General features: G+C 64.4%; 13 protein-coding genes. 6 read left to right on the forward strand and 7 right to left on the reverse strand.

Going from position 1 to position 15,158, the window contains the following annotated elements:
• Positions 1-165 precede the first annotated feature (165 nt).
• Together A5730_RS00020 and A5730_RS00025 are read left to right on the forward strand one after the other, a co-directional pair.
• Entirely contained in the window at positions 166-381 is a 216-nt protein-coding gene (locus A5730_RS00020) for a hypothetical protein (protein WP_067893890.1), read from the forward strand.
• Between the two features lie 94 nt (positions 382-475).
• Positions 476-811, forward strand: a complete 336-nt coding sequence (locus tag A5730_RS00025) for a DUF732 domain-containing protein (protein ID WP_067893893.1) — start codon at positions 476-478, stop codon at positions 809-811.
• Here A5730_RS00025 and A5730_RS00030 read toward each other — a convergent pair.
• Positions 808-1,113 carry a hypothetical protein gene (locus tag A5730_RS00030; RefSeq protein ID WP_067893896.1) on the reverse strand — a complete coding sequence of 102 codons (306 nt, stop codon included), beginning with the start codon at positions 1,111-1,113 and terminating at the stop codon, positions 808-810. The two genes, A5730_RS00025 and A5730_RS00030, sit on opposite strands and share 4 nt — an antisense overlap.
• 250 nt (positions 1,114-1,363) lie before the next feature.
• Here A5730_RS00030 and A5730_RS00035 point away from each other — a divergent pair, with 250 nt between their 5' ends.
• Positions 1,364-2,257 carry a universal stress protein gene (locus A5730_RS00035; RefSeq protein WP_067893899.1) on the forward strand — a complete coding sequence of 298 codons (894 nt, stop codon included), beginning with the start codon at positions 1,364-1,366 and terminating at the stop codon, positions 2,255-2,257.
• A gap of 297 nt (positions 2,258-2,554) precedes the next feature.
• On the opposite strand, the gene A5730_RS00040 is transcribed toward A5730_RS00035, so the two are convergent.
• Positions 2,555-5,614 carry a hypothetical protein gene (locus A5730_RS00040; RefSeq protein ID WP_156745621.1) on the reverse strand — a complete coding sequence of 1,020 codons (3,060 nt, stop codon included), beginning with the start codon at positions 5,612-5,614 and terminating at the stop codon, positions 2,555-2,557.
• 117 nt (positions 5,615-5,731) lie between these two features.
• Here A5730_RS00040 and A5730_RS00045 point away from each other — a divergent pair, with 117 nt between their 5' ends.
• Complete coding sequence (locus A5730_RS00045) at positions 5,732-6,472, forward strand: M15 family metallopeptidase (RefSeq protein ID WP_231994578.1); 741 nt, start codon at positions 5,732-5,734, stop codon at positions 6,470-6,472.
• Here A5730_RS00045 and A5730_RS00050 read toward each other — a convergent pair.
• Positions 6,469-8,043 (reverse strand): serine hydrolase, encoded by a 1,575-nt coding sequence (locus tag A5730_RS00050; RefSeq protein WP_067893905.1) that lies wholly within the window; start codon positions 8,041-8,043, stop codon positions 6,469-6,471. The genes A5730_RS00045 and A5730_RS00050 overlap by 4 nt on opposite strands.
• A gap of 123 nt (positions 8,044-8,166) precedes the next feature.
• Between A5730_RS00050 and A5730_RS00055 the strand changes: the two genes are divergently transcribed.
• Both A5730_RS00055 and A5730_RS00060 read left to right on the forward strand, forming a co-directional pair.
• On the forward strand, positions 8,167-8,928 hold the full coding sequence (locus tag A5730_RS00055) for an N-acetylmuramoyl-L-alanine amidase (RefSeq protein WP_231994579.1): 762 nt from the start codon (positions 8,167-8,169) through the stop codon (positions 8,926-8,928).
• Between the two features lie 86 nt (positions 8,929-9,014).
• Entirely contained in the window at positions 9,015-9,776 is a 762-nt protein-coding gene (locus A5730_RS00060) for a C39 family peptidase (RefSeq protein WP_067893908.1), read from the forward strand.
• Here the strand turns inward: A5730_RS00060 and A5730_RS24530 are convergent.
• From A5730_RS24530 to A5730_RS24040, 4 genes are all read right to left on the reverse strand, one after another.
• Positions 9,773-10,009, reverse strand: coding sequence for a hypothetical protein (locus tag A5730_RS24530; protein ID WP_156745622.1), 237 nt, complete (start codon positions 10,007-10,009; stop codon positions 9,773-9,775). The two genes, A5730_RS00060 and A5730_RS24530, sit on opposite strands and share 4 nt — an antisense overlap.
• Before the next feature lie 366 nt (positions 10,010-10,375).
• Positions 10,376-11,539 (reverse strand): aldose epimerase family protein, encoded by a 1,164-nt coding sequence (locus tag A5730_RS00070; protein ID WP_067893915.1) that lies wholly within the window; start codon positions 11,537-11,539, stop codon positions 10,376-10,378.
• Between the two features lie 241 nt (positions 11,540-11,780).
• Positions 11,781-12,908, reverse strand: a complete 1,128-nt coding sequence (locus tag A5730_RS00075) for a hypothetical protein (RefSeq protein WP_067893918.1) — start codon at positions 12,906-12,908, stop codon at positions 11,781-11,783.
• 157 nt (positions 12,909-13,065) lie between these two features.
• On the reverse strand, positions 13,066-14,901 hold the full coding sequence (locus A5730_RS24040) for an AAA family ATPase (RefSeq protein WP_197506056.1): 1,836 nt from the start codon (positions 14,899-14,901) through the stop codon (positions 13,066-13,068).
• Between the last annotated feature and the right edge of the window lie 257 nt (positions 14,902-15,158).

A 15,158-nucleotide genomic window follows, 5' to 3' on the forward strand; every position in this document is an offset into this window, starting at 1 on the left:
CAACGACGCCACAGCGCACTCGCAGGACTACCCCCGATCAGCCGACTGCGACCAACCTGATGGCTGAGTACAGCTAGAGGTCGAGTCACTTCGTCGCGCCTGGTTGTGATGCACAGCACATTTGTGCTTTCTTTGTATCCGAGGTCACAACGCGATGGAGGTTCCATGGCCGTAGCCGACGGCTCGGGCAAGTATGTAGTCGTTGCACCGCGCGCGACCGGGGCGGTGCGTTCACATCGGATACTGCTGGCCGTCGTCGTGGTCATGGCGTTCATCGCCGCGGTCACCGGCGTCGTCGTCGCCGCGACGACGGGGCACACCACCGCGGCGCTCGTCATCGCGCTCGTGGCGGCCGGGTGGTTTTCCGCCGCGCTCTGCTAGCGGCTCCCGGGTGATCTGGCTTTCGTCGTGAATCGTTCACGGCGGCAAGGTATTCGCGCGCAGCAACACCAAATCCTACGGAGGGGAGCCACCCGTGAGCTTGAGGGCTTTGTTGAGTTCGGCGCTGGTGCTGGCCGCGCCGGTATCGCTGGCGCCCACGGTCCACGCCGACCCCAATCCCATCTCGATCGGCGCCTACCTGCACACGCTCAACGTGCTGCAGGTGCCCTACGACAATCCGGGGCGAATGATCGACATCGGCAACAACGTCTGCCAACAGGCACGCGGCGGCACCGACTTCGACAGCATCTACGGATATGTGGCAAGCAACGGCTATGAGTCCGTACAGGCGGGCCACATCATGGGCGCCGCCGCCGGGGCGTTCTGCCCCGACATGGAGCCCGCATTCAACCGCTGGGCCAACAGCTAACTGGCGACCGCACCGGGGCAGTACTTGATCCGCCCCAGGTCGACCCACATGTTGGCGCGCTTGGCGGCCTGAACGGGAGTCAACCCCGTGACCGCCTGGTTGTTGGCTTGCTGCATCGCGCCGACGATCTGGGCGCGGGACCAACCCTGCGCCATCGCGTTGCACATGGTCTGCTCGGTTTGCATTTCGTAGTACGGCCAATCCGGCGGGAAGCCGATCGGGTCGGCGTGGGCGGCCGGCACCGCGGCGGGAGCGAACAACGCGATGACAAACGTCAGGGCAAGAAGCAGCTTTTTGAACACTTCTCCTCGATTCAGTCGCGCAGTCACGGGCTAATGCATTTATACCCCGAACGTCGAAGTGGGACCGATGTTTCGACGGGCTCAGGGGCCCTCACCTGCACACACTTCGGGCCGCTTGCGTAGCAACGGCATTCGCCGGCGTCGCTTCGGTGCCTTTGGTCCTTCCGCTTGCATCACTTCGGCCCTGACAATCGCGGCGGCCCTGGATGATCCTGCCGTTGGGTACATAGCCGATCAGAAACGAGCCGAGATGTGGCAGCCACCACCTGACGCGATCTTGGTTGGCGTCGACGGCTCGGCAGCGGCGCTGCGCGCCGTCCGGTGGGCGGCCCGCGCAGCCGCGCTGCGGGATGCGCCGCTGGCCCTGGTCCACGTCGTCGACGCCCCCTCGCCCGAGTGGTTTCAGGTCACCGCTCTGGCCGGCTTCAGCGATTGGCAGGAGACGCGGGCACGCGAATGCATCGCGGCGGCGGTCAGGGCCGCCCGAGAATCGGAGGCTGGACCGCCGCAAATCGATAGCCAGGTCCTGTATTCGGCCACCATTCCCACGCTCGTCGCCCTCTCCAAGGCGGTGGCGATGGTCGTGGTGGGCTATCGGGGGCACGGCGGCTTCCTGGTCCGCAGCGTCCTCGGCTCGGTGAGTTCGGGATTGGTGTACCACGCGCATTGCCCCGTCGCCGTGATCCACGACGAGGACGCGCTCGTCGGCAGCATCGCGCGGGCACCGGTACTGGTGGGCATCGACGGCTCAACGGCATCGGAGGCGGCGACCGCGATCGCGTTCGCCGAGGCGTCCCGGCGAGGTGTCGGCTTGATGGCGTTCCACGCCTGGGCCGACCCACGCGTCTATGCCCTCAAAGGGGCGTACCAAGACGCCAAATGGGACGCCCGGCTGTCCGAGGAGGAGGAAACGCTCGCCGAACGCCTGGCAGGTTGGCACGAACGCTATCCCCACGTGGCGGTCCACCGCAGGATCGAAATCGGTGAGCCGGCGCGCTGGCTCCTCGAGGCGGCGGAACGGGCGCAACTGATGGTGGTGGGCAGCCACGGCCGCGGCGGGTTCCCGGGAATGCTGCTGGGCTCCGTCGGGGCGACGGTGGTCAACAAGGCCAAGATCCCCGTGATCGTGGCGCGTCAACCCTGACCCAGGCTGCGGCCAATACGGCCTTCCCCGTTGCCGGGTCGACACACCCCCCGGCCTTTACCGCGCCGCCGGCGTGCGCGCAACAGTAGTCGTTGCCCTGGCCGAGGTCCTTGATGCAGAAGCTATAGAACTCTTGGTTGACGTCGGCGCGCGCGACGGCCGGATGTTGCAACGGGCCGGCCATCAGCGTCAGTGCGGCGCCGAAAAGGGCGGCACACACCAGCTTTTTCGGACGAGTGCTCATCAGGGTGATTCCTTCCATCTAGTCGTGTCTTTCAAACGCTCGCGCCTCGGCCGTCAAGACGAGGCCCCCGCCGGTACGCGCACCTCGATCGGGGCAAGGTCTTGCACGGGGAGCGCGCGCGCGTCGCCGTTGGCCGTCGTGACGCCATCATCGCACGGGACCGTCATGGCGCACATCGCAATGCTGCGACCGACCTCCGTGTAGGCGGCGAACTGCCCTTCGGAAAACCATTGATCGGATGTGTTGTCGTGGGGGAACTCCGCGCCGCCCTTCTCCGCGGCGTAGGTCAACACCCAATCGGGAAGCCCCTGCCACAGCACGGCTTTGGCGATGATCAGCCATCCGGTCCTGGCTTCCGCCGTCTTGATCCCGGCCGCGTCGGGATACGTGATCCTGCCCCTGGCCACGGCGCATTTGCTGATGCGGCCGTTGAGGCTGCAGAACGCGTGACTGTCGCCGAACTGCTCGCCGGACCCCGGCGCGAGATTCTCGACACCGAACGGTCCGCCACTGTCCATGGTGATCTCGACGCCGAGTTCGAACCTGGCGAGCCTGATCGCATCTGCCAGGCCGGACAGCAGCGGAGGAGCGTCACCACTGCTGTCGATGCAGTAGATCAGTCGGCACCGCCGGCGCAAGGCCTCGACCAGACCGAGGTTTTCGTAGTGCCCACCGTCGGTGACCTGAACAAGTCGGGCGTCAAACTTGTTGATCCCCAGGAGTTCTCGATAGAAGTACCCGGCTCCCCGCATGGAGGGCAGCGCCTTGGGAAACGACGGATCGGCGGCCTTGCGCTGAGCGTTCCGCACGAACAGCGGGTTGGGAAGCCACGTTCCCAGGCGGGCACCGGAAAGCGCCAGCAGCGACTGAACGCCCTTGCTCTGCCTGCCCATCGCCGAGGCGAAGGCCGCTCCGCTCACCGCCATCGCCGCCTCCACGGTGAGGTCGCGTTCGATGCGGGGCGGCGACGCCTGACGCAGTTCGGCGGTCTTCAGCCAGCCAAGTGCCGGTCCCCCAACGTAATCCGCGGTCATGACGTACGACACGGCGTTGAGCCCGGGCGCCGGGCGGATGTCACCGTCGGAGATGGCGGCGGCCGCGGCGAAGACGAATTTCGGGCCGCCGGTTTGCGTCTTGCCGTATTCGTCGAGCCAGGTGGCCTCGCTGCGCTTGTATTCCACGGCCCTGCCGCCAAGGCGGCGGACGGCGAACGTGTGCGCCAGCCGTTGCCGATAGAACGGGTGCAGGCTCAGCGAGGTCACGTCAAAACTGCTCAGCAGCAACGCCAACAGCCCGATGCCACCCAGGTACAACCATTGGACGTCGGAAGTCAGCGGCTGGCGGTTGCGCTCCGGGTGCAGGATCTCCTGATCGATCTCCATGTTGAAGACGTAGCCGGCGACAACGCCGAGCAGCAGCAGCCACGCGACCAGCAGCACGCCCAGCGTGAAAACCACCAGGGCGATGCGCAGCACTCCGGACGGCACGAATCTGAGCCACCGGGAGGGATTTACCAGGCTGTCCTTCTTCGAGGTCATCGAGACCAGCGTCGTCCAATATTGCAGGATCACGACGGCCGCGATGCCGCCGACCGCCCCCACCGGTCCCTTGTCGGGGCGCTGTAGGCACAGCCACATCAGTGCCGGGCCGGCGACGCTGAGGCCGAATACCAGCAACGCCAACAACGCGGCCCGTCGGCCCAGCCAGCCGAACGCGGCTTGCCCCACGGTGCTCCATTTCGACGCCGACGCCCATTCGCAGGCCAGATCTCCGATGATGCAGATGATCACTGCCGCAACGGGAATCGCGATCGCCGCCAGCGCCGCCACCGGGCGGGCCTGAAGCGCTTCGAGATCGAGCTGCTGGTGCAAATCGGCGCCATGCGGCGCAACCCCACCCCTGCGGGGCACGACGGCCCGGAACGGGAAGTACTTGACGAAGATGCCCAGCAGCCATCCGAGCACGACCGCGGACGAAGCGACGATGAGCAGCGAGGCCAACAGGTTCTTGAGTACCTCGGCGAGTGCCCGCAGGAGCGCCAGCGGTGAGTCGGCGATGTAGTCGCAACGGCGGCGCAGGGAGTCGAATTCGACTGAGCCAGGGCTGAATCGCTTGGACAGCGGCGCGATCGCGCCGCCCGCCCTGCCCTCGGAAGCGTCGCTTTGGACGCCGAGCACCCGCGCGCCGGCGCTGAAGCCACCACCGGACACCGAGATCACATAGTCGAATTCGTCCAGCGCCGGCGCCCGGCGCCACGCGTCCACGACGTCATCGCGCGGGCCGGCCAGCTTCTGCATCGCGCCCATGGCCACGCACGCGGAGCGCATTCCGCCGCCGGACAGGCACAGTGCCGTCGGCGCCGGCACCGGGCTGCCGTCGTGTTTGAGGGCCAGGTCTTCGGCGTCGGGGACGTAATAGGCCTGGCGCCAGGCCGCCTCGACGTCACCCGGCTGCGGGTCCATCGCCGGCGGCGACAACGTGTCGTCCCACCAGTTCTTGCCGTGGTGTCGCCGGCGGTACCTGCGCATGCGCAGATGCGACAGGATCACCCGGACTATCGCGAAGACGGCCGCCGGTATCGCCGTCACGGCCAACACGAGCGCGCACCACTTGACGGTTGCCATGGCCGCGGGCGCATAGATCCAGAAGGCGTCCGGCACGCGGCCGAGCAGCCCGTCGGCGGGCTTGGTCAGCACGCAGAAGATCAACGCGTCCTCGAGTAGGTGTGCGAACGCGGCGACCAACGCCGCGGCGAGGATGTAGTGGCTGAGCTTCTTGCCCGACTTGGAGAACGCCAGGGCCGTGAAGACAAGGGCGCAGGTGACCAGCATCAGGAAGTAGCCCAAAATCACCCATTGGTCGAAGTCCAGCGCCTCGGTCAAAGCCTTTTTCAGGAACGGGGGTATGCCCTGGCGCAGGAACTGCGGATTCTTGCTGAAGGTCGTCGTGAAGAGGTACTCCGGATCGGCCCGTCCCCAATGATCGGTGAACAGGTACGCGCCCACGCCGACCGGGATGCCGATCGATGCCACCTTCCCGCAGGCGCTCGCGATGGCGGACCACCAACGGAATCGGATCGGCACGACGCTGCCGGGACTGTGCACTGTGGTCATGATGACCTCACCGGAAGGCTCGAGTTGTTTGTCGTGCTCTCGAGGGTTCGCCGCGGGCACCGGGGCAAGTAGCGTAGTGGGCTACTCGAAAGTTTCTGATCGCATCGGGGCGGCTTCTTGGACTTCCGGATCGCGCGAGACCGGGCGCGGCGGCGGGGCGCCGCGGCGGCCGGCGTGCTCGCGGCCTGCGTCGCGCTGGTGCAATGCACGACCCCCGCGCCACCGCGCGCGGGCTCACCGTCAACGTCCGCCGTACCGTCATCGCGGGCCGTCGCGTCGTCGTCTAGTCCGCCACCGCCGCCCGGTGCCACAGTCGCACCGGTCACGGCCGCCGACCTCGGCACGACCTGGCGGCCGGGTTGTCCGGTCGAGCCGGCGCAGCTGCGGCGGGTCGAGGTCGACTACATCGGTTTCGACGCCCAGACCCACCGGGGCCCGTTGATCGTCCACGAAGACCTCGTGCCGGACGTCATCGCGATCTTCGAGCAGCTTTACCGACTGGGCTATCCCATCGAGAAGATGCGCACGGTCGAGAATTACCCGGACGCCAATGACGAGTTGTCGATGGAGGACAACAACACGTCGGCGTTCAACTGCCGGCTCATCCCCGGAACCGACGAATGGTCTCCCCACGCTTACGGGCGGGCCATCGATATCAACACGCTTGTCAACCCCTGCCTCTACGCAAGCGGATATTTCGAACCGCAGAACGCGGCCGCCTACCTGGACCGCACCCGCACCGACCCGGGCCTCTTACACGTCGGCGACCCGGCGGTGCGCGCCTTCACGGATCGCGGCTGGCGGTGGGGCGGCGAGTGGGCGGGTCCCCTCGACTACCAACACTTCGAGCGGCCCTAGAGACCCAGCGCCCGTGCGGCCGCGGTCGCGACCTGACCCCGCAGGTCCGAAATCGGTGGACTGCCCCGCACATGAATCGAGTTCGTCAGCAGAACGACGTAGGTATCCGAGTCCGGGTCCAGCCACACCGAGGTTCCGGTGAAACCGGTGTGGCCGAAACTGCCGATGGGAAAGACCACGCCGCGCGGCATGGACAGCCGCGAATCGATATCCCAGCCCAGGCCGCGCAGCTCCTGCCCCGCGATCGCCGGATAGCGCGCAGCGAGCAGCGGGTCCGCCGTCTTCGGTCTCTTCGCGATGGCCGCGCGGGCGGCGTCGTTCGCCGCCTGGAGCTGTTGAGCGTTGTGGCCGGGCTGCTGCGGAGTGGTCATCAACTCCAAGGTTGCTTGCGCTAGCGGGAATTCGCTTGGACGGCCCGCCAGCCGGTCGAGCAACGCCTGTGCGAAGATGCTCACATCGTGGGCGGTCGAGAACACGCCGGCATGCCCGGCCACGCCGCCCATCCGCCGCGCCGTCGTGTCCTGCACGGTGCCCCGCAGCAGGCGGTCGAGGTCGGGATTCCTGCTCGGATCGGATCGCCCCTCCTCGTCACGAGCGGTCGGCGCGACGCGCGGCAAGAGATTGACGTTCCACGTGCCGGCCGGACAGGCGTCCTGCGTCCGCTCGGGCGGCGCGGGGGTCCAGGCGACCGCGGACCCGATCGTCGTGTGCGGACCGCATGCTTTGGCCGCGGGAAGGTAGCGGGTGTCGGTCATTCCCAACGGTTCGAACACGTGTCGTTGGGCGTAGTCGTCCAGGGTGTCGCCGGTGACCTTCTCGACCAGCGCACCGAGCAGGATGAAGTTGATATCGGAGTACCGGAAACCCTGACCGGGGTCGGACTCCAGCGGCGTGGTGAGTGCGCGGTGAACGCCTTCCGCTTTGTCGGCCCCGTCCAATCCCCACGGATCGCCGAGGTTGACGTCCCCCGTTTCGCCCGAGGTGTGCGTGAGCAGCATGCGAACGGTCACGGTCGCGCGGCGCGGATCGTTCCCGGTGTCGAAGTCGGGCAGGTATTGCCCGACGGAATCGTCGAGCCTGAACTTGCCTTGTTCGTAAAGTTGCATGACGGCGGTCGTCGTGGCGAGGATCTTCGTCAATGACGCCATGTCGAAGACGGTGTCCTCCGTCATCGCCTCCGCGGGTGCCGGCGACCCGTCCAGTCCGGGTTCGCCCGCGAGCTTGCGCGAGCCGTAGGCCTGCTCGAAGGCGACCTGGCCCCCGTGCCCGACGGCGACCACCGCGCCGGGCAGCCGGTTCGCCGCAATCGCGTCGTTGATCAGCTTGGACACCTTGGCGAAAGCGGCGGCGGTTGCGGCATCGGGCGGTTTGGCCGGCGCCGCGGGCAGGGGCGTAAACACCGCGACCGGCGGTGTTGTCGTCGGGCTGATGCTCGACGCGGTGTGCGCCGTATCGCCGCGCGAGCAACCCGCCACCAGCGCGACCACGACGGCTCCGACGGCGATGGCTTTCCGCCTGCCGAAGGGCAAGCCGCCAAGCGAGCTGACGCAAAACCCGCTGGCCCGTCCCATCGCCGCCTCCCTACGGCAAAGCGTAGTGCCGATTCGGTCGCGAATGCAGCTGCGAGCCAACAGCTTCGCCCGGTAACGCAATCACGGCGTTCGGCGGCGCCGATCACCGTATCGTGATGAAGCGTGTGTGAGCCCGCGCGCGGTCGGCCGGCCGTCGTCAGCCGCCGCCAGCTGCTAGGACTGGCCGGCAGCGTCGGTGCGGCGGCCGTGGTCGGCACCCACTCGAGGACGGCACCGACGGACGTTGCGGCGGCCGCGCGGGCGACGTCGACGGCCGATGCCCGCCTGATGAGTGCCGGCTCGGCCCTGTTGTTGTGCCGGGACGCCTGGGGCGCCCGACCGGCCCGCTCCGGCGGCCGGCGTCACACCATCACCCGCATGACCCTGCACCACGAGGCCGTGGTCCTCGGCGACAACCGCAACGCGCCAAGCCACCTCCGGCAAGACCAGCGATACCACCAGGACGACCACGGGTGGATCGACATCGCCTATCACGTCGGGGTCGACCGCAACGGCAACATCTACGAGCTGCGCAGCACCGAGCTCGCGGGTGACACGGCAACGGACTACGACACGACGGGGCATTTTTTGGTTCTCTGCGAGGGCGACTTCGACCAGGAGTCCGTGCCCGAGGCGCAGCTTGTCGGGGCGGCCCGCGCGTTCGCCTGGGCGGCCCAGACCTTTCGCGTCGCGACGACCACCTTGGCGGGCCATCGGGACCTGGCGTCGACCTCGTGCCCCGGGGCCAACCTGTACGCGCACCTGTCCTCGGGCGACCTCAAACGCCGCATCGACGAGCTGCTGGCCGCGGGCGGAGTGGACCTGCAGCGCTTCTGCGGGCCCGACGCGGCGGCGCGCGTCGCGGCGATCGAGGCGGGCAACTGAGGTTCGCGTTGATTGCGCTGCGCGGGTTTGCTGGCGGTGCTACGTTGCTGACCAATCGGTAGTTCGACCGGCCTTTGCGAGGCAACATGTTCGACTCTCGGATCGCGGCCGCGGTACCCACCGCCCTGGTGGCCGCCTGTATCGGTATCGCGAGCGTATCGGCGCTGTCTTCGTGCAGCGCCGCGCCGTCGTCGATGCGCGCGGCGGCGACGTCAGCTACCGCCGGTACCGGCCGCATTTATCCCGACCCGCCGAGGGCCAGGACGATTGCCAGCGGCGTGTACGGCGACCCCGACGCGGCCGCCGAGTTCTGGCAGCAGCAGTCGTACGAGGACAACTGCGGGCTGGCGTCCGTGGCCGACGTGGTTGGGGAGGTCACCGGCCACTCCCCGACGGAGCAGCAGATCATCAAGCTGGCGCAGCACACGCCCTCGTCGATCCGCAACGGCCCGATTTACGCGCCGACCGGCGACCCGGCTCACGATGGCCCGAATGGCGGCATCGACATGGCCGACACGGTGGTGCTGCTCGACCACTACGGCATCAAGTCGCACATGACCTACGACAAGCACCCCGAAGAGGTGGGGCTGCCGTCGCTGGAGCAGTACCTGGGCGCCAACCGCAAGGTCATCGCGTGGGTCAATTCCGGAACCATCTTGAATTCAAACGACCAGCGCACCTCGGCCGACCATCTGCTGGTGGTCACCGGCATCGACACCAACAAAGACGTCGTCCACCTCAACGACCCCTACGCCGATCACGCCAACACGAAGGTCAGCATCGCCACGTTCATGACGGCCTGGAAGATCGGGCAGGAATCGATCGTCGTCACCGCGCCGCCCGGTTAGGGCGTCGTCACTGGGCGTTGCCCGGACCCGCCGTTTTGAGTGCGCTCGTCGAGGTGGTGGGGGCCGTTGGGGTGGTCGTTGGGGTTGCGGAGCTCGTGGGGCTTGTCGTGCTCGTCGGCTTCGTCGTGCTCGTCGGGCTCGTCGTGCTCGTCGGGCTCGTCGGGCTCGTGGGAGTCGTCGGGCTGGTCGGAGTCGTGGGCGTGGTACTCGCGAGGCCCGGCCCTTCGCCACACCAGTCCGCGACGTCCTTCGGGTACTGCTCGAGCGGTGGTGGGCAACGCTGCCCCGGCGGGAAATTGGCGCCGGCGTTGAGCAGGTCGCAGGGCACGTAGACCTGCTTGCCCGTCTGCGTGTTGGTCAGGCACTTCGTCGGCGGCTCGCCGTGGGCGGTGACGGGAATGACGACGGCCGCCGCCACCACCGCGCCGAGCGCCCAGGCAAGTCGGCGATAGGTCATGAAGGCTCCTTGTTCTCGGTGCGAAGACGATTAAAGCCGCTCACCGCCGGAATAATCCAACCCGCCGGTCGCCCGGTGGGGCTGCCCGGAATCGAGCCCGCCTCGAAAATCGGGCTTTGGCCTGTGCATACGGCGCCGGCGCCTACGCGGTGCCGAAGGAAAAAACCGTTGTCGAATCGTAGGTCTGCCCCGGGTTGAGCGTCGTGGTCGGGAAGTTCGGGTGATTCGGCGAGTCCGGGTAGTGCTGAGTCTCCATCGTGAATCCCGCGCCCTGCCGGTAGACGTGGCCGCTGGTGCCCGTGAACGCCCCCTCGATGAAGTTGGACGTGTAGAACTGCACAGCGGGCTCGGTCGTGGAGACGGTCAGCGTGCGCCCCGTTCGCGGGTCCTCGGCCTTGGCCGCTTGCACCAGCCCGGCGTTGTCGCCGCGGTTGATCACCCAGTTGTGGTCGTAACCATGGGCCAGCAACAGCTGCGGGTCATTGGCGGTGATACGCGCGCCGATCGCGGTCGGTGCGGTGAAATCGAACGGTGTGCCCTTCACCGGGGCGAGCTGTCCGGTCGGGATCTGGGTGGGGTCGGTCGGCGTGTAGTAGTCGGCATCGATGGTGACCTTGTGGTCGTAGATGTCGAGGGCGTCCTCACCTGCCAGGTTGAAGTAGCTGTGATTGGTCAGGTTGATCACGGTCGGCGCATCGGTGGTCGCGTGGTAGTCGATGCGCAGTTCGTTTTTCTGGTTGAGGGTGTAGGTGACGGTTGTCGTCAGCGTCCCGGGATAGCCCATTTCGCCTGCGGGACTTACGTATTGGAGCTTCACGCCCACGCTGTCGCCATCGTGCTGCTGGCCGGCCCGCCACAGCTTGGTGTCGAAGCCCGCGGTGCCCCCGTGCAGGCTGTTGCCGTTGTTGTTGACCGGCAGGTGATACTCGTTGCCGTTCAACGAAAATGCCCCCTTGGCGATCCGGTTGCCGTAGCGGCCGATGATCGCGCCGAAGTAGGTCTTGGCGGATCCGGTGTTGTTCAGGTAGTCGTCCAGGGTTTCAAAGCCCAGCACCACATTCCCGACATGTCCGGTGCGGTCGGGCACCTCAATCGACTGAATGATGCCGCCGTAAGTCAGGATTCGCACGCGCATGCCGTGCCCGTTGGTGAGCGTGTAGCGGGTCACCGGGGTTCCATTCACTTCGCCGAACGGCTCGCCGGCGATCGACGGCGGCTCCGCGGGTGCGGTGGTCGTGTTGCCACACGCCGCCAAGCCCGCGACACCGGCCACGGCAATCAGCAGAAGCAGTCGTTTGCCGTCCACGGCGCTCCTCGCACTCGTACCGAACCCACCTGCACCAGAAAAAACGGCCGCATCTCTGCGGTCCTTTTTTTGAGCTGCCGGGAATCGAACCGTTTCGCACCTGCGCACGACCTGCGACTGAGGTATCAAGAATGGTCTGACCTGCGGATTGACGGTAACTGGGATTCACCTTGATCCACGAGAATTGCCCTCGATAGCGGGCAAGTGTGCTCGAAATGTGCCCACCGCTGAGGCTGCCGATTCAATCGCCGGTGCTGCCGGATGATTGATCCGGCGTGTTCTGTCGCTGTTGCTTGGGCTGCTCTACCGAAGCTCGGTGCTGTGCAAACATCTGCATGGCTCGCTCGTGCTGCTCGCGGTCACGCTTGCCGTCCCGATACTCGATCTTGCCCTGCTCGCGGTGGCGCACCAATTCAATGTAGCCGTGGATCGCGTGTTCCAGCCGGTGCCACCGATCGGGCGGTTGCGACAGGTCGCCTTCACGCACTCGTGGAATCTGCACCCAAGTCAGATTCCACATGAGTTCGATCATGGGTGCGTTTTCGCGAACGAGTTTCTTGTCCTTGGCATCTTGTACAAAGTTCTCAAACGGCCATTGATGCCTCCCCCAGAAATCACGCGGCACGTCTACCTCAAAACCCATGGCGCGAACCATGTTGCTCGGAAGCGCTGACACGAGACCCTGCACGTGTGCCCTCGTCTGCGGAGTGTCTTTGCCTTTGTAGTCGCCCCACGCGGCGGCCAGGTCTATGAGAGTTTTTCGAATTTCGGCGCACCACACCCTATCCATGGCACCTTCGGCCTCGCGTTCGACTTCACGCCGCTTAACTGTCTCGTCAAATGTCTTGTTGGGTATGGCGTCCAGCACGTCTTTGAACGTCTTGCGTTCGGTTTCACCTTCGGGCAGCCAATCCAGTTCTACTGCGTTGCCGGCACTTCCGAAAGTAAAGTGAGCGTGGAACGCCACTGCATGGCCGGGCGCGACAGTCGGGCCTGTTTCACCCTCGTGCTGTTCGAAGAACATCATCGTGTGAGGGTCTACGTTGATGAATCGCACATCCTGGGCCGTCGATGTTCCGGTATTACGCAGCACGTAGCGATCCCCGTCGGGATGGACGGTGATCACCCAGCCGTACTTGGCGCGCTCCTCGTTCGCCTGAGCGCGCTCCTCAGCCGAATGTGCGAGTGCAGCTGCCTTCGTAGAGTTGTGTGCCGATCTGGACGCTTGGAACTGGGCGAAGCACGCGACTCCGAGCGCGCCGACTGCAACGAGCGTCGCAGCCGGAGAGTGGTAGTGCTTCCACAGCCAGAAATCAAAACCGCCGAAAACCACGACGATGATCAAGGCCACCAACACGGACAGTTTCATCGGTCACCCCAAACGCCTACCCCTGTCAGGACATTAGCCGTTGCGTCAGACATGGAGACGCGGCGCGCCGCCGCTGGCCGCCGAGCAGTGCAAAGCTGCGGACTTTGCTGGACACTGGCGCAACAGGATCGACCAGGCATAACGCTTCTGGCATCGACTAGGTTGACTCCGGCGGTTCTGGTTGAGCTTGGGGCGGCGCGGTGTCGGTCGCGGGATTGATGATGTAGTTTATCCGGTTCAAGTACGGCTCGAAATTCTGAAAGTTCGCCGGGTCCGCGTCATCGCCGCACAATTTATCGGCTAGCAGCGTCTTTCGCACTTCAGGAATAATTTTTGGCTTCCCTACAATGCCAGATGGTATCTCTTTGTCGTGGAGTACCTCCGGAGTGAATACATCGGCGGGTAGTAAATTTTCTATACCCGGCTCAACCGCTGCGCCTTCAATCTTCTCCAATGCAATGACATGGACGCTGCCGAATTGAGCATCTACCTGATTGGCGTCGTTGTCGAATACAGCAACGACGGTGCGGCTGGTGAAGCGTTGATTCGCTTTTAGGAATTTAATAGCTGCCTTAAGATTATCGTCTCCAGTATATTCTCCGCCCCCGCTTTTACCGGGAACACCAATCCACTCGAAATAGTTGATAAGTTGTGGGTAACCGAGGAGCTTGGCTGCAGTTTTGAAGTAAGGCACGTCAGTCTCACCTGCCAGCCAGACAACTGGTGTTTGGGACGCCGCCAACGACTTGCCGATTTCCGCTTCGAATGCGCGTGTTTCCATGAGCGCTGCCATAGCGCTATCGAACTCCGCATAGGACTCGGCGCTCAACGTCAATCCAGTTGATACGTCGATGATGCGAAGCCTCTCTTCAGAGAAGCGTTTCTCCATGCCAAGCGCAAAAAATGGCGAATGGCTCGATATTACAAATTGCACGCGCGGGAACATCGCGACTAACCGCGGAACCGCAGTGGTTTGAAGCTCGATATGCATGTGCGCGTCGAGTTCGTCGATCACTACAAGCCCTGTGACATTCTGAGGCAACAGCCCCGTTACATCGGCGTACCTCAGAATAGTGCCGAAAATTGCAAGCAATGACGACTGTCCACCCGACAAACCGTCCAAGCCGGCTGCCAGCACTCGATTTCCTGATGCCACGCCCACCTTGCGCGGCTGCCTACGGCCAGCCCAGTAGAAATATGCTTCTGGGTCACCCATAATCGCTTGAAGAAGTCTATTGGCGGCGGATAATCGCTGCGATGCGTCGACCCAAAGCGGTATGTCGCCATCCATTGCATTAAGCATAAACTGGTTAGGATTGTCCTGCGTGGCTACAGGGTTAACGCGGGTTCGCGATTCGGTCAATACTCCCAGTAACCACTGCGCGAAAGAATCCACTCCATGTTCAACGTAGATCGGCTTGTTAAGGTTATGACTGTATCGTTCCGTCGAATCAAACATGTCTTCAAAAATTGACTGTTGATTTAGCCAAAACGGCGCCTCGGACCTACTCGACGGGAAGAAAGCATGTGCCCCATTCTGATAAACTGCTCTGACAACATCTTTCGGCATGGCAAATGCTTTACCGTTTTTGTCATCATCGCCCCAATGCACTATTCCACGTAAGGACTCAGGCGCCATCGCCTTGACTTCTTCTGCGGTGAATCCCGCATGTTCGTTGTATAGGTATTGTTGCTCGTCATGCTCGAAACGCAAAATCGAGAAGCTCCCTGGTTCGTTATAGCTCGTCGTCTTAACGCCGACTATCCTGAACCAATTCCGGGAGAAACCTGTATGAGTGAGAATATCGCTGTAAACCGTTGCAGCACCCTCCATCAAGGCGTCGGCCATCAGCGATAGAAGGTTTGTTTTTCCTGAGCCATTTCGCCCAACAATCAAATGTGGTATCGGTAACCCGTCTGGCGTAAACGCCATTTCAAGGTGCAGTTCGCGAATCGGGCCACTGTTCTTGATGAACAACTCGCGCAGATACACCCGGTCCCTCCTATGCTCAGACGTTGCGTTACGGCTACCCACGCCGAACGGCATCGTATGCGTCTGAGCCGACAGTTGGACGGATCAGCGTGATTTTCGAGCGGATTTCCTTTCCGTTTCGACCTGCTTCAGGTAGCCCTTGGCGAGCTTGGGGCCCTCGCCTCTCGCGGCACGCGCGTAAACGGCTTGCAGTGACCGCTGACGTGGGGGCGCGCCTGCACGCATGCTCGATTCGGCGCAGCGGTCAAACGCTGCCA

The sequence above is a fragment of the Mycobacterium sp. ACS4054 genome (assembly GCF_001667275.1).
In the GTDB taxonomy this organism is placed as follows: domain Bacteria; phylum Actinomycetota; class Actinomycetes; order Mycobacteriales; family Mycobacteriaceae; genus Mycobacterium.

Coding starts and splice junctions, on each gene's coding strand:
- A5730_RS00020 (WP_067893890.1), top strand. CDS start 166: ATGGCCGTAGCCGACGGCTCGGGCAAGTATGTAGTCGTTGCACCGCGC.
- A5730_RS00035 (WP_067893899.1), top strand. CDS start 1,364: ATGTGGCAGCCACCACCTGACGCGATCTTGGTTGGCGTCGACGGCTCG.
- A5730_RS00040 (WP_156745621.1), bottom strand. CDS start 5,614: ATGACCACAGTGCACAGTCCCGGCAGCGTCGTGCCGATCCGATTCCGT.
- A5730_RS00050 (WP_067893905.1), bottom strand. CDS start 8,043: ATGGGACGGGCCAGCGGGTTTTGCGTCAGCTCGCTTGGCGGCTTGCCC.
- A5730_RS00060 (WP_067893908.1), top strand. CDS start 9,015: ATGTTCGACTCTCGGATCGCGGCCGCGGTACCCACCGCCCTGGTGGCC.
- A5730_RS00075 (WP_067893918.1), bottom strand. CDS start 12,908: ATGAAACTGTCCGTGTTGGTGGCCTTGATCATCGTCGTGGTTTTCGGC.